21 protein-coding genes are annotated in these 20,014 nt (G+C 65.1%); 13 read left to right on the plus strand and 8 right to left on the minus strand.

The features are described 5' to 3' along the window. Positions 1–13 precede the first annotated feature (13 nt). Positions 14–547, minus strand: coding sequence for a C40 family peptidase (locus tag K8I04_04575; GenBank protein ID MBZ0070983.1), 534 nt, complete (start codon positions 545–547; stop codon positions 14–16). Between the two features lie 110 nt (positions 548–657). Between K8I04_04575 and mrcB the strand changes: the two genes are divergently transcribed. The 6 genes from mrcB to K8I04_04605 all read left to right on the plus strand — a co-directional run bounded on the left by mrcB (position 658) and on the right by K8I04_04605 (position 7,801). Beyond that, positions 658–2,979 (plus strand): penicillin-binding protein 1B, encoded by a 2,322-nt coding sequence (gene mrcB / locus K8I04_04580; GenBank protein MBZ0070984.1) that lies wholly within the window; start codon positions 658–660, stop codon positions 2,977–2,979. A gap of 107 nt (positions 2,980–3,086) precedes the next feature. Further along, positions 3,087–3,542: a tetratricopeptide repeat protein gene (locus K8I04_04585; protein MBZ0070985.1), complete on the plus strand. Its 456-nt coding sequence runs from the start codon at positions 3,087–3,089 to the stop codon at positions 3,540–3,542. A gap of 163 nt (positions 3,543–3,705) precedes the next feature. Then, positions 3,706–4,218 (plus strand): hypothetical protein, encoded by a 513-nt coding sequence (locus tag K8I04_04590; GenBank protein MBZ0070986.1) that lies wholly within the window; start codon positions 3,706–3,708, stop codon positions 4,216–4,218. Between the two features lie 324 nt (positions 4,219–4,542). Further along, positions 4,543–6,471 (plus strand): ATP-dependent DNA helicase, encoded by a 1,929-nt coding sequence (locus tag K8I04_04595; GenBank protein ID MBZ0070987.1) that lies wholly within the window; start codon positions 4,543–4,545, stop codon positions 6,469–6,471. Between the two features lie 20 nt (positions 6,472–6,491). Further along, entirely contained in the window at positions 6,492–7,184 is a 693-nt protein-coding gene (gene tsaB, locus K8I04_04600; GenBank protein ID MBZ0070988.1) for a tRNA (adenosine(37)-N6)-threonylcarbamoyltransferase complex dimerization subunit type 1 TsaB, read from the plus strand. Between the two features lie 356 nt (positions 7,185–7,540). Beyond that, positions 7,541–7,801, plus strand: coding sequence for a hypothetical protein (locus K8I04_04605; GenBank protein ID MBZ0070989.1), 261 nt, complete (start codon positions 7,541–7,543; stop codon positions 7,799–7,801). Between the two features lie 8 nt (positions 7,802–7,809). On the opposite strand, the gene K8I04_04610 is transcribed toward K8I04_04605, so the two are convergent. The 4 genes from K8I04_04610 to K8I04_04625 form a co-directional block, all read right to left on the minus strand. Further along, positions 7,810–8,133, minus strand: coding sequence for a TusE/DsrC/DsvC family sulfur relay protein (locus K8I04_04610; protein MBZ0070990.1), 324 nt, complete (start codon positions 8,131–8,133; stop codon positions 7,810–7,812). 195 nt (positions 8,134–8,328) lie between these two features. After that, entirely contained in the window at positions 8,329–8,799 is a 471-nt protein-coding gene (locus tag K8I04_04615; GenBank protein MBZ0070991.1) for a YcgN family cysteine cluster protein, read from the minus strand. Then, a complete protein-coding gene (locus tag K8I04_04620; GenBank protein MBZ0070992.1) occupies positions 8,796–9,203 on the minus strand; it encodes a CbiX/SirB N-terminal domain-containing protein in 408 nt (135 codons plus the stop codon). The genes K8I04_04615 and K8I04_04620 overlap by 4 nt, the downstream gene beginning before the upstream one ends. Before the next feature lie 140 nt (positions 9,204–9,343). After that, entirely contained in the window at positions 9,344–9,904 is a 561-nt protein-coding gene (locus K8I04_04625; GenBank protein ID MBZ0070993.1) for a Smr/MutS family protein, read from the minus strand. 370 nt (positions 9,905–10,274) lie between these two features. Between K8I04_04625 and surE the strand changes: the two genes are divergently transcribed. The 5 genes from surE to rpoS all read left to right on the plus strand — a co-directional run bounded on the left by surE (position 10,275) and on the right by rpoS (position 14,316). Further along, positions 10,275–11,021, plus strand: a complete 747-nt coding sequence (gene surE / locus K8I04_04630; protein ID MBZ0070994.1) for a 5'/3'-nucleotidase SurE — start codon at positions 10,275–10,277, stop codon at positions 11,019–11,021. A gap of 7 nt (positions 11,022–11,028) precedes the next feature. Then, entirely contained in the window at positions 11,029–11,688 is a 660-nt protein-coding gene (locus K8I04_04635) for a protein-L-isoaspartate(D-aspartate) O-methyltransferase (protein ID MBZ0070995.1), read from the plus strand. Further along, positions 11,688–12,266 carry a DedA family protein gene (locus K8I04_04640; protein ID MBZ0070996.1) on the plus strand — a complete coding sequence of 193 codons (579 nt, stop codon included), beginning with the start codon at positions 11,688–11,690 and terminating at the stop codon, positions 12,264–12,266. Before K8I04_04635 ends, K8I04_04640 begins: the two co-directional genes overlap by 1 nt. 151 nt (positions 12,267–12,417) lie before the next feature. Next, on the plus strand, positions 12,418–13,212 hold the full coding sequence (locus K8I04_04645) for a peptidoglycan DD-metalloendopeptidase family protein (protein ID MBZ0070997.1): 795 nt from the start codon (positions 12,418–12,420) through the stop codon (positions 13,210–13,212). Positions 13,213–13,284: 72 nt separating this feature from the next. Continuing rightward, positions 13,285–14,316 carry an RNA polymerase sigma factor RpoS gene (gene rpoS / locus K8I04_04650; GenBank protein ID MBZ0070998.1) on the plus strand — a complete coding sequence of 344 codons (1,032 nt, stop codon included), beginning with the start codon at positions 13,285–13,287 and terminating at the stop codon, positions 14,314–14,316. A gap of 340 nt (positions 14,317–14,656) precedes the next feature. Here rpoS and K8I04_04655 read toward each other — a convergent pair whose 3' ends face one another. The 3 genes from K8I04_04655 to K8I04_04665 all read right to left on the minus strand — a co-directional run bounded on the left by K8I04_04655 (position 14,657) and on the right by K8I04_04665 (position 17,380). After that, on the minus strand, positions 14,657–15,706 hold the full coding sequence (locus tag K8I04_04655; protein MBZ0070999.1) for an AI-2E family transporter: 1,050 nt from the start codon (positions 15,704–15,706) through the stop codon (positions 14,657–14,659). A gap of 205 nt (positions 15,707–15,911) precedes the next feature. Beyond that, positions 15,912–16,754, minus strand: coding sequence for a hypothetical protein (locus K8I04_04660; protein MBZ0071000.1), 843 nt, complete (start codon positions 16,752–16,754; stop codon positions 15,912–15,914). Positions 16,755–16,807: 53 nt separating this feature from the next. After that, complete coding sequence (locus K8I04_04665; GenBank protein ID MBZ0071001.1) at positions 16,808–17,380, minus strand: Mth938-like domain-containing protein; 573 nt, start codon at positions 17,378–17,380, stop codon at positions 16,808–16,810. A gap of 64 nt (positions 17,381–17,444) precedes the next feature. Between K8I04_04665 and alaC the strand changes: the two genes are divergently transcribed. Continuing rightward, positions 17,445–18,656 (plus strand): alanine transaminase, encoded by a 1,212-nt coding sequence (gene alaC / locus K8I04_04670; GenBank protein MBZ0071002.1) that lies wholly within the window; start codon positions 17,445–17,447, stop codon positions 18,654–18,656. After that, positions 18,653–19,969 (plus strand): homoserine dehydrogenase, encoded by a 1,317-nt coding sequence (locus tag K8I04_04675; protein MBZ0071003.1) that lies wholly within the window; start codon positions 18,653–18,655, stop codon positions 19,967–19,969. Before alaC ends, K8I04_04675 begins: the two co-directional genes overlap by 4 nt. Positions 19,970–20,014 lie beyond the last annotated feature (45 nt).

Raw genomic sequence — 20,014 nt, forward strand, 5'->3', positions numbered from 1 at the left:
CGCCCGAAGATTCCTAGGGAATTCTGAAATAATGTCCGGCGCCGACGATGCGGTCTCGCCAGTAGGGACTGGCGAGGGACTCTACGCTGACGCGCTTGCCGGTGCTCGGCGCATGCACGAAGCGCCCATCGCCCACGTAGATACCGACGTGCGAGATCCGCCGCCCTCCGATGTCGAAGAAGATCAGGTCACCCGGGAGCAGATTGCGGTCGCCGACCGGGCGAGAGGCGCGGAACTGGCGGTCGGCGGTGCGCGGTACCGGGATACCCGCCTGCGCGAAGCTGAAGCTGACCAGGCCGCTGCAGTCGAAGCCGCGCGGGCTGGAGCCGCCGTAGCGGTAGGGCGTGCCCACCATGTTCTTCGCAGTCTGCACCACCGCGCCCCGGGACCCCGACGGCACGGGGTGTGCGGTGCGCACGTCCTCCGGTGTGATCACCGTCACCGGCGGTCGGCTCGCGCAGCCGGACAGCGCCAGCAGTACTGCGGCCAGCCACAGCAGCGGTGGCAGGTGGAGTCTCGGCCGATGAGGGGCTGGATGCAGATTCATGGCTGACAGCGGGACGCGGGTCGCGTACCCTTAGGCGCGCTCGTTGAAGGACATGAGATACCCCGTTTAGCCGGACCACAGTCCAGATTCTTTAGCCTCGACCGATCCCTATGGCCGTCCGCCGCCGCAGTTCGCGCAAGCGAAGATCCAGCCGTCATGCCTCACGCCGCCGCTTCCCCTGGCTGCGGCTGCTGATCGTTTTGTTCGTCATCCTGGCAGGTTACATCGTTTACCTCGACATTATTGTACGTGACCAGTTCGAAGGCAAACGCTGGGCGCTGCCGGCACGCGTCTATGCGCGGCCGCTGGAGCTGTATGCCGGACGACCGCTCACGCCCGATCAGCTGACCGGCGAGCTGCAGCGGCTCGGCTATCACACGGTGCGCGAGCCGACGCGTTCCGGCGAGTACAGCCGCAACCGCGAGACCTTCCATCTCCAGACACGTGGCTTCACCTTCTGGGATGGTCCGGAGAGCTCGCAGCGGTTGCGGGTCGAATTCGCCGGCGGCCAGATCGGCCGGCTGATCGACCGCGCCCAGAACCGTGAGCTGGATCTGGCCCGCCTCGACCCGCTGCAAATCGCCAGCATCTATCCGGCGCACAAGGAAGACCGCCAGCTCGTGCAGCTCGCGCAGGTACCACCGCTGCTGATCCAGACCCTGCTGACCGTCGAGGATCGACAGTTCTACGCCCATCACGGCATCTCGCCACGTTCTGTACTGCGTGCGATGTTCGCCAACCTGCGCGCCGGCAGCGTGGTGCAGGGCGGCAGTACGCTCACCCAGCAGCTGGTCAAGAACTTCTTTCTGAGCAACGAGCGTACGCTGACGCGCAAGGTCAACGAGGCCTTCATGTCGTTGCTGCTGGAGGCGCATTATGCGAAGGACGAGATCCTCGAGGCCTACCTCAACGAGGTCTATCTCGGCCAGGACGGCCCGCGCGCCGTGCACGGCGTGGGGCTGGCCAGTCATTTCTATTTCGAGCGGCCGCTCGAGGATCTCGCGCCCGATCAGATCGCGCTGTTGGTTGGCATGATCAAAGGACCCTCCTATTACGATCCGCGCAGGCATCCGCAACAGGCGCTGGAACGGCGCAATCTGGTGCTGGACCTGCTGGTCGAACAGCAGGCGTTGAGCGCCGCCGAAGGCGCCCGCGCCAAGGCGCGGCCACTGGGCGTGCTCAAGCGTCGCCCGTTGGCGGCCAATGCCTATCCGCACTTCCTGGAACTGGTGCGCCGCCAGTTGTATCGCGATTACCGCGAGGAGGACCTGACCTCGGAAGGCCTGCGCATCTTCACCACCCTGGACCCACAGGCGCAGACGGCAGCCGAGGCGGCGGTCACGAACCGTCTGACGCAGCTGGAGCGCAGCCGCGGCCTGCCGGAGAACAGTCTGCAGAGCGCAGTGATCGTGACGGCCGCCGACAGCGCCGAGGTCCTGGCCGTGGTCGGCGACCGCAATCCGCGCGCCGCCGGTTTCAACCGCGCCCTGGATGCGGCACGGCCCATCGGTTCGTTGGTCAAACCGGCGGTGTACCTCGCCGCCCTGGGTGCGCCGGACCGCTACACCCTGGCGACCTGGGTGGACGACACCCCGCTCACGGTGCCGACGCGCGTCGGCGAACCCTGGGAGCCGAAGAACTACGACAAGCAGTACCGCGGTCGCGTCCTGCTGTTCGATGCGCTGACCCATTCCTACAATATTCCGACGGTACGTATCGGCCTCGATATCGGCGTGGACAAGGTCGTCGCCACGCTGCGCCGGCTCGGTGTGCAGGGCGAACTCCATCCCTACCCGTCGCTGCTGCTGGGCACAGTGGATCTGTCGTTGCTGGACGTGACGCGCATGTACCAGACTCTCGCGGCCGACGGCTTTCGTTCACCCCTGCGCGCCATCCGTGCCGTGGTCGCCGCCGACGGCACACCGCTGCAGCGCTATCCGCTGGAGGTCGAGCGGGTGGCCAATGCGGAGCAGGTATTCCTCCTCGACTCGGCCCTGCAGGCGGTGGCGACCGAGGGTACCGCGGCCGCGCTCGGGGCGCGTTTCGGACGCGACGCCGGCATCGCCGGCAAGACCGGTACCACCGACGAGCTGCGCGACAGCTGGTTTGCCGGCTTTACCGGCAATCAGCTCGCAGTGGTGTGGATCGGGCGTGACGACAATCAACCGATGGGGCTGACGGGCAGCAGCGGTGCGGTGCCTGTATGGGGTGATTACATGGCCGGCGTCGGTGTGCAGCCCCTGGTGCTGTCCCCACCGGAGCGCGTGGAGCTGGTCTGGATCGATCGTGCCACCGGACTGCGCGCCGACGCAGGCTGCGAGGATCGCGTACAATTGCCCTTCCTGAACGGCAGTGCCCCGCAGGCGAACGCGCCCTGCAGCCGGGGCGAGCTGCCCAGACCCATCGACTGGTTGAGAGGTATCTTCCGGTGACGTTGCTGTCGCGACTGTTTCTGATCTCTTGCTGCGTGCTGCTCGCCGCCTGTGCCGGAGTGCCGCAGACCCGCAGCACACCCGCCCCGGTGATTTATCCGGATGGGATGCCGCGAGACAACCGCGGTGTCGAGACCTATCCAGGTGGTGCCGGTGGTGGCGTCGAGACCTTCCCCGGCGCGGAGACCTACCCCGGTGTCCCCGCCGATCGCGGCAGCGTCACTGCCCCTGCACCGGCCGGCAGCCCGGCCGTGATCGCGCTGCTGGACCGCGCCGATCAGCAGTATCAGGCACACGACCTGGATGCGGCCGCCGCCTCGCTGGAGCGCGCCCTGCGCATCGAACCGCGTAACCCGCGTCTCTGGTATCAGCTGGCCGCCATACGACTGGAGCAGGGGCAGTACGGTCAGGCCATACAGATGGCGGGTAAGTCCAACAGCCTCGCCGCCGGCGACACGCGCCTGCAGGTGCGCAATTGGCGGTTGATCGCCGCGGCGCGCCGGGCACAGGGCGATGCCGCGGGCGCGCGCGCCGCCGAGGAACGCGCGAGCCGGCTCGAATAGGCACCACCGTGCCGCCGTCAGGTGGCAGGACCGGCGGTATGCCACGGGCATTCGTGTACAATCACCCCAATTCGTCGCGGGCATCGCCGCGGGCATACCTGCAGGCAGCGGTGAGTTGCAGGGCAGGGGGCCCGACGGGCGCGACCTGAGCCAGGGGGGCAGGGTGACCGTCTACGCCGTCGACAAACTGATCAGCGAAGCGCGCCGGCTGGCCGCCGAGTACCGACGCACGACCGGCAAGCCGTTGCCGGGTATCAGCGCTGAGATCGCCGAGAACGATGCCGCCCGCCTGCTCAATCTGGAGCCCGTGAAGGATGAAACGCTGGGGTATGATGCCGTCGGTCGTGGCGGCTCACGCCAGGGTAAGCGCATCCAGATCAAAAGCCGCACCATCTTTGACGACACCAAGGGCGGACACCGCATCGGCCAACTGAAGACCGGCCAGGACTGGGACAGCGTCCTCCTGGTACTCATGGACGAGGAGTACGAACCCTTCGAGATCTACGAGGCGGAACGTGATGATCTGGTCGCGGCGGTCGCCGACTCCGAAGGCAGCAAACGCGCCAAACGCGGCCTGCTCTCGGTGGCCAAGTTCAAGATCATCGGCCAGCTGGTGTGGACGCGTGAAGAGGGCGAGATCGGCGACGGGGTCTGGGATAACCGCTCCGAGCGTTGATCGCGATGCCGAGCCCGAACAGGTGTTTTGGCCACGGAAACACACGGAAAACGGGTAAGCGTCGTGAGCCATGGTAGCGGCCGGCCGGGTCCTGTGACGGCTGGCACCGTGGCACCTGCCTCACATGGTATCGTCGGTGTGTTTCCACGGCCTAAGCCGGTTTTCAGGATTTGCATCTGCTAAAGCCATTTCAGCCACAGAAACCCGATCTCGTCCCGCAGCGGCTGCTCACCGCCTCCGGGTGATGGAAGCGCTTGGGTGAAGCCTATGATCTTATCCGTATTCTTCCGTGTCTTTCCGTGGCCACTGCGGTTTTTGGGTTGAATGGACCTCAACGACGTCTTCGCCGCCACCGGTTTACTCGCCCGCGCGCTGCCCGGCTACGCACCGCGCGCGGCCCAGCGCGACATGGCCGAGGCGGTCGCCGCCAGTCTCCGTGACGGGGCGACGCTGATCGTCGAGGCCGGCACCGGCACCGGCAAGACCTTCGCCTATCTCGTGCCGGCGCTGCTGTCGGGCCGCAAGGTCATTGTCTCCACCGGCACCAAGCATCTGCAGGACCAGTTGTTCGACCGTGATCTGCCCGCGCTGCGCCAGGCGCTGGGCGTCAGCGTGCGCAGCGCGTTGCTCAAGGGGCGGGCGAATTACCTGTGCCTGCACCGGCTGGACCTCGCGGCGGTGGACGGACGCTTCGCCAGCCGCGCGCAGGCCGCCGAACTCGAGGCGGTGCGCAGCTGGGCGGGACGCACCCGCAGCGGTGACATCCGTGAGCTCGTCGAGGTCGCCGAGGATTCGTCGCTGTGGCCGCGGGTCACGTCGACCAGCGACAACTGCGTGGGCGGCGACTGTCCGAGCTTCAACGACTGCTTCGTCGTCAAGGCGCGGCGTGCGGCGCAGGACGCCGATCTGCTGGTGATCAACCATCATCTGCTGTTTGCCGACATGGCGCTCAAGGAGGAGGGTTTCGGCGAACTGCTGCCGGGTGTGGATGCCGTGATCGTCGACGAGGCCCATCAGATCGCTGACGTGGCCAGCCAGTTCTTCGGCATGAGCCTCGGCAGCCGCCAGCTCACCGGCCTGGCGCGCGATGCGGTGCAGGAACATCTGCGTGAGGCCGGTGACATGGCGGATCTGCCCGCGGCCGCGGCCGCGCTCGAACGATCCGTGGCGGATCTTCGCCTGGCGCTGGGCACGGGTACTCGCCGTCAGCCCTGGGCGGCCGTGGCCGGCGATCGCCGGGTGCGCGCGGCGGTGGCTGCAGTTGGCGAGCAGCTGGAGGTGTTGCGCGCCTGGCTGGAGGTGGCGGCACCGCGCGGTCGCGGATTGGAGAACTGCTGGCAGCGCGCTGAACGTATCGCCGAGCGCCTGCAACTGACTGCCGGCCAGCCGCCGCCGGACCATGTCCATTGGTTCGAGACCTTCACGCGCAGCTTCGCCATCCATTGCACGCCGCTGTCTGTCGCGCCGCAGTTCCGCGCGCGGCTCGAGGCGCTCGACAACACCTGGATATTCACCTCGGCGACGCTGGCCGTGGGCGACAGCTTCGACCACTACATCGCGGCGCTGGGGCTCGACCGGCCACGTACTGCGTGCCTGGAAAGTCCGTTCGATTATGCGCACCACGCACTGCTGTACCTGCCGCCGGATCTGCCCGACCCGCGTGCCGACACCTATACGGCCGCGGTGGTTCGGGTCGCGGGCGCGGCCATCGCTGCCAGCGAGGGGCGCGCCTTCCTGTTGTTCACCAGCCACCGTGCCCTGCAGGAGGCCGCCGCCGCACTGCGCGGCAGCATCGAGTATCCGCTGTTGGTGCAGGGCGAGGCGCCGCGCGCGGAACTGCTCACGCGCTTCCGCCGGCTGGGCAATGCGGTACTGCTCGGTACGGGCAGCTTCTGGGAGGGTGTGGATGTGCGCGGCGCGGCGCTGTCCCTGGTGCTGATCGACAAACTGCCGTTCGCGTCGCCGGGCGAACCCGTGCTGCAGGCACGCATCGATGCCCTGCGCGCGGCCGGCGGCAATCCCTTCGTGGACTTGCAGATACCCAGCGCCGTAATCGCACTGAAGCAGGGTGTCGGCCGGCTGATCCGCGATGTCGACGACCGCGGTGTGCTGGTGCTGTGCGATCCGCGACTGGTGGGCAAGAGCTACGGGCGCATCTTCCGCACCAGCCTCCCGCCCATGCCGGTGACACAGCGGCTGGACGACGTGCAGACCTTCTTTTCCAACGGGGACACGCGCACCGCGCAGGCGTGAAGAGGGGTGTGAGAATGAGCGTGAAGATTCTGGCCCTGGAGACGGCCACCGAGGCCTGCAGTGCGGCACTTTTGATCGACGACCAGATGCTGGAACGCTTCGAGATCGCACCGCGGGGTCACGCACGGCTGCTGCTGCCGATGCTGGACGAATTATTGGCCACCGCCGGACTGCAGCCGGCACAGCTCGACGCCGTCGCCTTCGGCCGCGGGCCCGGCAGCTTCACCGGCCTGCGCATCGCCGCCGGCACGGCCCAGGGCATCGCCTTCGCCACCGACCTGCCGGTGCTGCCGGTCTCGACCCTGGCGGCGCTGGCGCGTCCCGCCCTGTTGCGTGCCGGCGTTGAGCACGTCCTGGCCGCCATTGATGCGCGCATGGGCGAGGTCTATTGGGCGCCCTATGGACGCGGCGCGAACGGCGAGCCGGAGGCGCTGGGTGCGGAGCGGGTATCCGCACCGGAGCGCGTTGACATATCCGGGGTACCCGGGGGTGCCGCATGGTCCGGCGTCGGCAGCGGCTGGGCCGCCTATGCGGCACCATTGCGCGCACAACTGGGCGACCGGCTCGCCGGGATCGATGCCGACGCGCTGCCGCGCGCCGGCGATATCGCCCGCCTCGCCGCGCTCGATTTTGCCGCCGGCCGTGTGGTCGCCCCTGAACACGCCCAGCCCATCTATCTGCGCAACCAGGTGGTACAGCGGCCGGGGGGATGATCCCCGTCGAGAAGGCGCCACGGAAAGCCCGGGCGCATTCCGTGGCCACGAAACCCACGAAAGAATCGTAATGCGGGTCACTTCTGTCCCATTAGTTCTACCCTGAAAACACTCATTTCAGCCACGGAAGCACACGGAAAAACACGGAAAAATGCTGTTAGAATCGTAGGCTTCACACGACATCCCAGGTCACTCGCCAAGTATTGAGACAGAACTTTGTGATGCGGTTTCATTTCAATGCCTTCCGTGTGCTTCCGTGGCAAATATGGTTTTTGTGTTTTTGAGACAGCAGTGAATGCGGGTGAACCGTTCGTGTTTTTCGTGGGACTTTTTTTGACAAACAGGGCAGGGGCGGTATGAACGCATTGGATGAGCTGCTGGAGATGATTCGCGGCAAACCCCACGGGGCCGCGTCGCTGGTGCTGTTCGCGCTGGTCAAGACACTGTCGGCGAAGCAGGGTCAGTACCTGTTCCTGCTGAACAAGCTCAGGGACTTGGACACGGCGCAACGGCAGCTGGCCTACCGGCTGATGGAACGGATGGCCGCAGGCGATAACGAGCTATCGGACTGGCAGGCCAAGGTGCAGGCGATGGAGGACGCCATCCGGCGCGGCTGAACCGCTCTTCAGAGGTAGCTCTTGGCCTCTTCGCCCGGATTGGGCAGGCCCGCGATGCGCCAGAGTTCCCGCCCGGTGTCCTTGAACAGCCCCGCCACGCAATGCGGATCGAGGTGATTCTCCACGCAGACATGGCGTAACGACGGGACCCCGCCGTTGGCATAGTAGTGCCTGCGCAGGCTCTGAATCACCGACCAATGCGCCTCGGTCAGTGGTCCGATGCCATCGCGTTCGGCCAGCTGGCTGGCGATGAGTTCGTTCCATTCCTCGGGGTGAGCCAGAAATCCATCGGTATCCAGCTCGACCGGAATGTCGCGGGCGATGTCCGACATATGCGGGTGCTCCCATAGCGGTACGACGGCCGCCTCGCGCGGTGTCAAGGCGGGGTGCCAGGAGTGGTCCTACTTCTATAGGTGAGCAGATCAGGCACGTCAAGGTACGTTCGGCCTGGGGTTTTACCTGCCATCATCGGGGCGCCATCGATCGAATTTCCATGAGTACCCGCGCGTTGCCGGCGGGGGCCGGGCTCAGTGATGCCCGTCCTCATCCGTAAACGGCCCGTCCTGGTGCTCGATGTAGTTCGCCAGATCGTCGGGATGCACATAGGTCTCGCTGATGACCTTGCCGCGGACGGAGATACCGGCCCGGTGGACGCTCTCGGGATCACCGCTCACGAGTGGGTGCCAGTCCGGCAGGTCGTGGCCCTCGTTGAGCAGCCGGTAGGCACAGGTCTCAGGGAGGAAGTCGATGCCGTCGAGGTTGTCCGGCGTCAGTACCAGACAGTCGGGCACCAGGCGGTTGCGGTCGGCGTAGTGCGTACAGCGGCAACGCTTGTCGTCGAACAGGTGGCAGACCACGCTGGTATAGAACAGTTGTCCGGAATCGATGTCCTCGAGCTTGTGCAGGCAGCAACGGCCGCAACCGTCGCACAGGGATTCCCACTCGGCCCGCGACATCTGTGCCAGGGACTTGGTCTTCCAGAAAGGGGTGGTGCTCATCGTCGGTCTGCGGCAGTCGGCACTGGATCAGGATGGCCCGGATCGAGGCCGGCCGCGTCGAGCAGCAGGTCGGTGATGCCGATACTGGCGCCAAGATAGGGTGCGATGCGGATGTCGGCCTGTGGATACTGCGCCTGTTTGCCGGCCACTGCCGCCGGGATATCGGTGACCACATGACGACCGGCGGAGAGAAAATAGGGCAACACCACCACCGCGGTCGCCCCCTCCCGGATGCATTGCTCGATGCCATCCGGGATGGAAGGTTCGGCGAGTTCGAGGAATCCACAGCGCACGATGGGGATGGCCGGCTGCGCGCGGACTGCCAGTCGCGCGGTGAGTTCGCGTACTTCGTCATTGGATGCCGCGCGGCGACTGCCGTGGGCGACGAGGAGGAGGGCCTTCATGGCGGGCTGCCTGGGATTATGTGTCTGGGGCCATTATCGACCATCGGGGCGCCCCGGGACACACCCGGATATACCGCTATGTTCCGATGGGAAATATGGGCTTTGTCGCGCCCGCCCCACCCCTCGAGGGTGTATCCGCCTCAGGCCTTTTTCAGCAGGACGTAGAGGGCCCCGGTGCCACCGTCGACGGGGCGTGCCGAGCAATAGGCGAGTACCTCGTCGCGCTGGCGCAGCCAGCCACCGACCTTGCCCTTGAGCACGGGTATGCGCTGCTGCGAGCCGTGGCCCTTCCCGTGGATGATGCGCACGCAGCGCCAGCCCTGGGCGAGGCAGTCGTGCAGGAAGGCAGCCAGTGCCTGGCGCGCCTCGACGACCGTGAGGCCGTGCAGGTCGCATTCCGCCTCGCGGGCGAATTGGCCGCGGCGCAGTCGCTTGAGGATGCGCTGCTGCAGGCCGGTGCGTGCGAACCAGAGCTCCTCGCCAGTCAGGTAGTCATCGGGGTCGAAGGCGTCTGACAGGGAGTCGCGCAGCACGGCACCTTCGTCGCGCTCGCGGAACGTAGCCCGCACCGGCGGGCGGGGCAGCCGCGGTTCGACACGGTCGTGGTGGAGCTGCCTGACCGGGCCGACCGCCGTCTGGAAGAGTTCGCGGTCCTCCGGGCTGATGCCCGGCGCGGCGGGGTGTTTGGGTTGTCTGCTCATGGGTCCCGTCTCGGTCCAGGCGGTCAGGATACGTCAAGTGCGTGCGACAGGCGACCGGTCCAGCCGGCTGAATGACGTGCAGTCAGCGCGGTAGTTACCCTGAAAAACCGCAGTGGCTATGGAATCACGCGGGGAAAACACGGATAAGATCATACGCTTTACACCACAGGGTCTCTTACCCGTCAGGTACCGGGCCGCAACCTTGGGACGCCGCGGTATTGCAGCGCCTTCCCTGTGCTTATGTGGCGGAAATGAGTCCTTTTGGGGCTAAAGTTTCCCGGCTTCCGGCCAGGCTATATGCACCGTCGGCGTTCCAGTATAGTGTCGCCCCAATGCGTACCACAGATATGCCAGCGGGCCACACGTCTTCATGAGGATTCTGATCAGCAACGACGATGGGTATCAGTCCCCCGGCATCCGCGCCCTGGCCGAGGCGCTGGCCGAGTTGGGTGAGATCACCGTCGTGGCGCCGGACCGTGACCGCAGTGGTGCTTCCAATTCCTTGACCCTCGATTACCCGATCCGGGCGACCCACATGCCCGACGGCTTCATCCGCATCGACGGCACCCCGACCGACTGCGTTCACCTGGCCATCACCGGCCTGCTCGACGAAGAGCCCGACATCGTGGTGTCGGGCGTGAACGCCGGCGCCAACATGGGCGACGACGTCCTCTATTCCGGCACGGTGGCCGCGGCCATGGAGGGGCGCTTTCTCGGCCTGCCGGCCATCGCCGTGTCCATGGTCGGGCATGCGCCGAGGCATTTCGCCACCGGCGCGCGCGTTGCGCGCGAACTGGTGCTGCGGCTGTGCCGCGATCCGCTGCCCGCGGATACGATCCTGAACGTGAATGTGCCGGACCTGTCCTACGCCGAACTCGCCGGCTTCGAGGCGACGCGCCTGGGGCACCGGCACAAATCCGAACCGGTGATCAAGCAGGAGGACCCGCGACACCGGCCCATCTACTGGGTCGGCCCGCCCGGTGCCGAGCAGGACGCCGGGCCGGGCACCGACTTCCATGCAGTGCGACGTCACTTCGTCTCCGTCACGCCCATCCAGGTCGATCTGACCCGTTATGATGCGCTCGACAAGGTGGCCGGCTGGTTGACCGGTGGCTGAAGCGTAGATGCGTCCGCACATCCGTGGCATCGGCATGACCTCGCAGCGTACCCGCGACCGGCTGATCGACCGGCTGCGCGAGAAGGGCATTCGCAGCGAGGCGGTGCTGGAGGTGATGCGCCGTACGCCGCGGCACCTGTTCGTGGACGAGGCGCTGTCCAGCCGCGCCTACGAAGACACGGCGCTGCCGATCGGCTTCAACCAGACCATCTCCCAGCCCTACATCGTTGCGCGCATGACCGAGGCGCTGCTCGCCGAAGGCATTCCCACCAAGGTGCTGGAGGTCGGCACCGGTTCGGGCTACCAGGCGGCGGTGCTCGCGCAGCTGGTGCCGCGGGTCTATACCGTCGAGCGTATCGACGCGCTGGTGCGCAGCGCACGGCAGCGCTTCCGCACGCTGGAACTGCGCAATATCCAGCTCAAACAAAGTGACGGGTCCTGGGGCTGGCCGCAGCAGGCGCCCTTCGACGCGATCCTGGTCACCGCGGCACCGGCGGAAATCCCGCGACCACTGTTGGAGCAACTGGCCGACGGCGGGCGTCTGGTGATCCCGGTGGGTGGTGCCAGCGGCCAGACGCTGACGGTGGTCACGCGGCGCGGCGATGTCTACGAACGCGAGGATCTCGAGCCGGTGAGTTTCGTGCCGCTGGTCGGAGGCGCGGGCTGATGAGGCTGTTCGACGGGCTGTATCAGCGTGCCATGCGCTGGGCCCGTGCGCCACGCGCGCCCTGGTACCTCGCCGGACTCAGCTTCGCGGAGTCGTCCTTCTTTCCCATCCCTCCGGATGTGATGCTCGCGCCGATGAGCCTCGCACAGCCGGCGCGTGCCTGGCATTTCGCCTTCATCACCACCGTCGCTTCCGTGGCGGGCGGGCTGTTCGGGTATGCCATCGGTTTTTTCGCGCTGGATCTCATCGAGCCGGTGATCCGCGGCACACACTACTGGGACGGCTATCTCAAGGCACGCACCTGGTTCGACACGTGGGGCTTCTGGGCGGTGTTCGTCGCCGGCTTCTCGCCGATCCCCTACAAGGTCTTCACCATCGCGGCCGGCAGCATGGCGATGGCACTCGGCCCCTTCGTGCTGGCCTCCGCCATCGGCCGCGGCGCGCGTTTCTATCTGGTTGCCGGTCTGTTAGCCTGGGGTGGGGCGCGTATGGAACGCGCCTTGGTGCGCTATGTCGAATGGCTCGGCTGGGGTGTCGTGGCGCTGCTGGGGCTGGCGTATCTTGCGTTGCGAGGCTGAGGTGGCGCTGGTCAGATTCGGAACGGTCCTCGAGCATGTGCCGACGGTAGTGGCCGGCAGCGTGCGACAGGCGCTGAGGGTGCGATGGTGAATCCCGCGATCACGATGCCGTATGTGATCCATGGTGCTCACGCTGCATGTCGTCGGACTGATGTGTGAGCGCCGCCGGCGGCTCGGTGCTGTCGTTCTGGTGGGGCTGGCGCTGGCCGGGTGCAGCACCTCCAGCGTGCGCGCCCCGATCGGTGAACGCAGTCATACCGTGTCGAGTCCAGCGACCGGCGTGTACGTGGTCCGCCGCGGTGAAACACTGTTTTCCATCGCCTGGCAGCGCGGCCTGGATTACCGTGCAGTCGCTGCCTGGAATGGTATCCGTTCGCCTTACACCATTTATCCCGGCCAGCGGCTGCGGCTGAATCCTCCCCCCGTCACCAGAACCGCAAAGCCATCGGCGCCAGCCCGTGCGCCTACGGCCACGACACGCGCCACTCCGGCGCCGGCGCAGAGCGCCACCCCGAGTGCGCGGCCGCCGGCGAAGCCCGTACCCGCGCCGCAGCCGGCCGCGGCGATGGGTCCGCCGCGCTGGCAGTGGCCCGCGCAGGGGCAGATCCTGCGGTCGTTCGACGCCAACGTCTCCGGCAAGCGGGGCATAAGCATCGGCGGTACGACCGGTGATCGGGTCCGCGCGGCGGCGGCCGGCCAGGTGGTCTACGCGGGCAGTGGACTTGCCGGTTACGGGCAGCTTATCATCGTGAAGCATAACGATACCTATCTAAGTGCCTATGGACACAATCGCACTCTGCTGGTGAAGGAAGGCGACGTGGTACGTGCCGGGCAGGTGATCGCTGAAATGGGTCACAGCGGCACCAACCGTACACAGTTGCATTTCGAGATCCGACAGAATGGGAAGTCGGTGGACCCGCTCCGCTACCTGCCACGCCGCGGCTGACGCGGGGGGGACTCGACCTGAAAATGGATGAGCTGCGGCCAGGTAGGGCCGCGGCCAGGCGAGGAGGTATGCATGACGAAGAATCACAACCTGCGCAAGGGAAGCGCGGCAGGCGATGCCGAAGGTCGTGGTCCGGCCTTCAATACCCTGCAACGTGTGCCGGATGACCTGAAATCCGAGGGTGGAGACGTCGAACTCGGTGCGGAGGCCGTGGCCGACGAGCCGGATGCCGAAGAAAATATTGTCTTCGAGCCAGGCGACATACCCGGTTCCCACCTGGACGCCACGCGCCTGTATCTGAACGAAATCGGGTTTTCCCCGCTGTTGTCGGCCGAAGAAGAGGTCTATTACGCCCGCCTCACCCAGCAGGGTGAGGAAAGTGCGCGGCAGCGCATGATCGAATCCAATCTGCGTCTCGTCGTGAAGATCGCGCGCCGCTACATGAACCGTGGTCTGGCACTGCTCGATCTCATCGAGGAAGGCAACCTCGGCCTGATCCGCGCCGTGGAGAAGTTCGATCCGGAGCGTGGCTTTCGCTTTTCCACCTACGCGACCTGGTGGATCCGGCAGACCATCGAGCGCGGCATCATGAACCAGACGCGCACCGTCCGTCTCCCGATCCACGTGGTCAAGGAAATCAACCTCTATCTGCGTGCTGCACGGAAACTCGCGCAAATCCTTGATCACGAACCGTCGGCCGACGAGATTGCGACACTGCTCGACAAGCCGCTGCCGGAAGTCGAACGTATGTTGGGCCTCAACGAGCGGATCGCATCCGTGGATTCACCGATCGGCTATGACAACGACCGGTCCCTGCTGGACGCGATCCCCGATGACAACAATTCAGATCCATACGAGCTGCTGGCCGACGACGACGTCTATGCCAACCTGGAACAATGGCTGGAACAGCTCAACGAAAAGCAGCGTGATGTGGTCGAACGCCGCTTCGGTCTGCACGGTCACGAGATCTGCACCTTGGAGGAAGTCGGCAACGAGATCGGCGTCACCCGCGAACGCGTGCGCCAGATCCAGATGGATGCACTGAAACGCCTGCGCGAGATCATCGAACATGAGGGCTTCTCGTCGGATGCGCTGTTCCGCTAGCCGGGAAGGCGGTCGCGAGATACGCGAATAGTCGACGCTCATGCAGGGTGCATCGGCGCAGCCTTGGGCTCGCTGCCAGCCCGGCGCTGCAAGTGAGCTCCGCCATCCCGGATACAGTAGATGCGATGCTCACGGGATGCTGCCCACTGGCTCCTGCAGGCTCACTGGCCAGGCATGCTTCGGCGGCCCCGTTCGTCGCTCCGCCTCCGGCTGTCGCAAGTCAGCTGCGCGACGAACGGGACCGCCGAAGTCTTGAGTCCCACGCAAGAGGTGAATCTGCGCGGGGGTAAACCACGGTGTCCAGCCGCCGGCCGGCAGCCTCGCGCCGCACATTTCGCGGCTAGACGCTCTCCGTCTCCGCCGGCTCGACATCCGGCCCGAGCAGGATCGCGATCCAGCGCGTTTCCTCGTTGGCATCCAGCGCCAGTTTGGCGGTCATGGTGAGCGGCACCGACAGGATCATGCCAACCGGCCCCAGCACCCAGCCCCAGAATACCAGGGACAGAAACACCACCAGCGTCGACAGCCCCAGACCGCGACCCATATAGCGCGGTTCAACGACGTTGCCCATCACCAGATTCACCGCCACATACCCGACCGCGACCAGCGCCGCCGAGTCCCAGCCGAATTGCAGCAGGGCCAGCAGCACCGCCGGCACCGCGGCGATGATGGAGCCGATGTTGGGGATGTAGTTCAGCAGAAAGGCGAGTGCACCCCACAGCAACGGGTAATCCACGCCGAGGATCGCCAGCCAGATGGCGATCAGGGCGCCGGTAGCCAGGCTGACCAGTGTCTTGATGACGGCATACCGTTTGAGATTCTCAGTGAACGCCGCAAAATGCGTGAAGGTCTTCGCCGGATCATCCACTGCCCGGCTGATCTTGTGCGGAAAGCTCGAGGCCTCGAACAGCATGAAGATTACGGTGAGCATGATCAGCAGGGCGTTGGTCATGACGTTACCCACACCCGCCAGCACACCGGTCGCGAGCTGTAGCGCCGCCCCCGGATCGATGATACTGAGCAGCGTCTCCCGCGGCAGGTCGATGCCGTGGGCATTCAGCCAGCCGATCAGGCCGCCCAGCTCGCCCTGCAGGCGCACCTGGTAGCCTGGCAGGGCACGATAGAAATCGTCCAGCGAGGTCCCGGCCAGTACCAGGAACAGCAGCGTTATACCGACGATGCCGACGAGTACGATGGTAATCGCGGCCGCCGTGGGCAGACCGCGGCGTTGCAGCCAGTACATCGGTGGCACACTGATAACGGCAATGAACAGCGACAGCAGGAAGGGCACCAGCATCGCCTGCGAGGCGCGCATGCCGGCGATGACGACCACCAGGGCGGCGAGGATCAGCAGCGTGCGGGCAACGGTCTGGGAGCCATCGGGCAGCATCGAACCACTCATCCTAAGAACTCATTTCAGCCACGGAAGCACACGCAAGACGCTGCAATGAAACAGCGTCGCAAAGCGCCGTCCAGCACCTGACAGGCGTGAGGGGTTGTTGCGTGAAGCATACGATCCTGTCCGCGTTCTTCTATAGTGTTGCCGTGGTGAATACGGTTTTCGGGTTCATTATCGGACGGCGTCGGTCGAGGGTTCAGGAGCCGTCGGCGTTCGCATTATGTGCGCGGATGATACCGGCGAGCGCGTGCAGCATGTCTGCTGCGACATGGTACCGCCCGGCCTCGTTCAGATGACCGCCGTCGTCGGTGTAGGCGCCGACCAGGCTGTAATACGTTATGCCGTCCTTGACGAAGCTCTCACGCCGGCCATCCGGATAGATTGATTCACTGGCAGCGATATCGAACATCGCATCACCGGCGTAGGTGCTGCGTAGCCGTTCATTGAATTCGTTGCGCTTGATGTTGGCGAGCTTGGCACGGTTCGGCTTACCCATGAGCTCGCGGATCCATACACCAGGACCGCTCGCGGTATGGCGCAGCGGCGACGTGACGTGTACGAAGGTGATGTCCGGGTATCGGGTCTTGAGGTCATCCAGGGTGCGGCGGTAATAGCCGAAGATGGTATCCACGTCGGAATCCTCGCCGATGTCGATGTAGCAGAATTTCAGCATGGCATATTCAATCTTGCCGGCCAAGGCATCGACGTGCTGTTTGAAGTCATCGCACTTGCTGGCTGGCTTGGAGTTCTCGCCGATCTTGGAATGCAAGAGGAAGGCATCCGGCAGTTCGGGAATGGTCTCACCCATTTCCACCAGCGTGATCCTGGACCCGTCGACGCCGTTCTGGATTTCCTGCAACCCCTGTATGACATTGCCGCCCACCGACTGGTGGCCGAAATAGATGCGGGCGCCGCTCACGGTCGCCAGGTCCTGCTGAAGTGTATCGGTCATACGGAAGGGCTCTGCGGTCGGTTCGGGTTGGCAGGCGGTCAGCGTCGCCAGCATGAGGATCATGGTAAAGCGGGTCAATGGCTTCATGACGGTGGGTCTCGCGGGTCTGGGTCTGAGTTGAGGTCGGGTGCTGACGAGTATCAGATCATCAGCAAGGCGGCTGCCACCCGCCGCTGTTCGTCGAGCAGGACATTATAGGTGCGGCAGGCGGCCGGGGTATCCATCACCTCGACGCCGATACCACGCCGTTGTATCTCGCCGGTCAGGCGCGGATGTGGAAATCGCAGCCGCGCACCAGTGCCGATGAGCAGGATCTCCGGTTCGAGGGCCAGCGCCAGGGCCAGATACGCGGCGGTGAGGTCCTCGAATGCCCGCGGCGGCCAGTCGCGGATCAGGCGGTCGGGGGCCACGATCATACTGCAGGTCAGGGTCTCGTGATTCACCGTGACCTGTCCGGCGGCATAGGCCTGAATACGGTACCGCCCGGTCGTGTCGTCTTCGGTGAAACGCATGGGGTTCAAAGGACTTGGGTCGAGTGGGTTTGCGTGCCCAGCGTAACACCTTGGCCGGGGAGGATCACCCGCCCCCGTGCGGCCCCGGACCATGACCGCGCCCGTCCACGGACACAGCCTTGTTCTCCCATACATTTCAATGAGTTTTGCCGCTACCTGCTTGTATCCTGAGAGTGATTTCAGTACTCTTCGCAGGCTCATCAGGTCCCCGGCCGTAGTTGGGCTGGGGACGTGTCATCGGCCATTCATCCAGGGTATTGCCGCCTTGTTCGACGAATTCCAGCGCATCAAACGCCTGCCGCCGTATGTCTTCAACATCGTCAACGAACTCAAGGCCAAGGCCCGGGCCCGCGGTGAGGACATCATCGACTTCGGCATGGGTAACCCCGACCAGCCGACGCCGGGCCATATCGTCGCCAAGCTGGTCGAGGCGGCACAGCGCGGCGATACCCACCGCTATTCCGTCTCGAAGGGCATACCGCGCCTGCGCAAGGCCATCGCCGGCTGGTATCAGAATCGCTACGGCGTGACGCTCGACCCCGAGACCGAGGCGATCGTCACCATCGGTTCGAAGGAGGGTCTGGCCCATCTGGCGCTGGCGACGCTGGGCCCGGGCGATGCCGTGCTGGTGCCGAACCCCGCCTATCCGATCCATCCGTACGGCTTTGTGATTGCCGGCGCCGACATCCGCCACGTGCCGCTGGTGCCGGACATCGACTTCTTTGCCGAACTGGAGAAGGCGATCAAGGACTCCTGGCCCAAGCCCAAGATGCTGGTGCTCAACTTTCCCGCTAACCCCACCACCCAGTGCGTGGAACTGGAGTTCTTCGAGCGGGTGGTGGCGATCGCCCGTGAGCACGGTATCTGGGTGGTCCATGACCTGGCCTATGCCGATCTGGTGTTCGACGGCTATGTTGCGCCGTCCATCCTGCAGGTACCCGGCGCCAAGGATGTGGCGGTGGAGTTCTTCACGCTGTCCAAGAGCTACAACATGCCCGGCTGGCGCGTCGGCTTCATGTGCGGCAATCCGACCCTGGTTGCCGCGCTGGCACGTATGAAGTCCTACCTCGACTACGGCATGTTCACACCCATCCAGATCGCAGCCATCACGGCACTTGAAGGCCCGCAGAACTGCGTGCGCGAAATCGCTGAACTGTATCGCAAGCGCCGCGATGTGCTGTGCGATGGCCTGCAGGCCATCGGCTGGCAGGTCGAGAAACCGCGCGGCACCATGTTCGTGTGGGCACCGATCCCGGAACCGTACCGGCACCTCGGTTCGTTGGAGTTCTGCAAGCGGCTGTTGGCAGACGCCAAGGTGGCGGTCGCGCCGGGCGTCGGCTTCGGCGGCTATGGTGACGATCATGTGCGTTTCGGCCTGATCGAAAACGAACACCGTACCCGTCAGGCGGTACGCGGGATCCGCGATATGTTTCGTAAAGACCAGAAAAAACTGCATCCTCAGGGGGATAGGACGTGAAACCGGTAAACGTTGGCCTGCTCGGCCTGGGAACAGTCGGCGGCGGTACCTTCAATGTGCTGCGCCGCAACGCCAGTGAGATCGCCCGTCGCGCGGGCCGCGGTATCCAGATTACCCATGCGGCCGCACGTGACTACGATCCGGCGCGCCTGCCCGGCATCGGCGACATCAAGGTCACGGCGGATGCCTTCGCCGTCGTCGACGATCCGGATATCGACATCGTCGTCGAACTCATCGGCGGCTACACGCCGGCACTCGAACTGGTGCTCAAGGCCATTGCCAACGGCAAGCATGTGGTCACCGCCAACAAGGCGTTGATCGCGCTGCACGGCAACGAAATCTTCAAGGCGGCGCAGGACAAGGGCGTGGTGGTGGCCTTCGAGGCGGCCGTCTGCGGTGGTATCCCCATTATCAAGGCCATCCGCGAAGGCCTGGCGGCGAATCGCATCGAGTGGCTGGCCGGGATCATCAACGGCACCGGCAATTTTATTCTCACGGAGATGCGTGACAAGGGTCGCGACTTTACCGATGTGCTCAAAGAGGCACAGGCACTGGGCTATGCCGAGGCCGATCCGACCTTCGATGTCGAAGGCATCGACGCGGCGCACAAGCTCACCATTCTGGCATCCATCGCCTTCGGTATCCCGTTGCAGTTCGACAAGACCTACACCGAAGGCATCAGTCGCATCACCCGCGCCGACGTGGAATACGCCGAGGAACTCGGTTACCGTATCAAACATCTGGGCTTCGCACGGTATACCGAAAAGGGCATCGAGCTGCGGGTGCATCCGACTCTGATTCCGGAGCGCCGCCTGATCGCCAATGTCGACGGTGTCATGAATGCCGTGTTGGTGAAGGGTGATGCCGTCGGGTCGACGCTGTACTACGGCGCCGGTGCCGGCGCCGAGCCGACTGCCTCGGCGGTGGTCGCCGATCTGGTCGACGTGACCCGCATGCTCACCGCCGATCCCGGCAACCGCGTGCCGCACCTCGCCTTCCAGCCCGACGCACTGTCGGACATCCCGGTGCTGCCCATGGAGGAGATCGATACTGCCTATTATCTGCGGCTGCTCGCCCAGGATCGGCCCGGTGTGCTCGCCGACATCACCCGCATCCTCGGCGACCGCGGCATCAGCATCGAGGCCATCGTCCAGAAAGAAGCCGCAGCGGAGGAGACGCGCGTGCCCATCATCCTGCTGACCCACGTCGTGCGCGAAGGCCAGATGAACCAGGCCATCGCGAGTATCGAGGCGCTGGATTCCATCGAGGGCAGCGTGACGCGCATCCGCCTGGAATATCTGAGCGGGAAGTGATGCGAAGTTTTTTGAACCGCCAAGACGCCAAGGGCGCCAAGAAAC

The organism is Gammaproteobacteria bacterium (assembly GCA_019911805.1).
Lineage (GTDB): Bacteria > Pseudomonadota > Gammaproteobacteria > Thiohalobacterales > Thiohalobacteraceae > JAHJQQ01.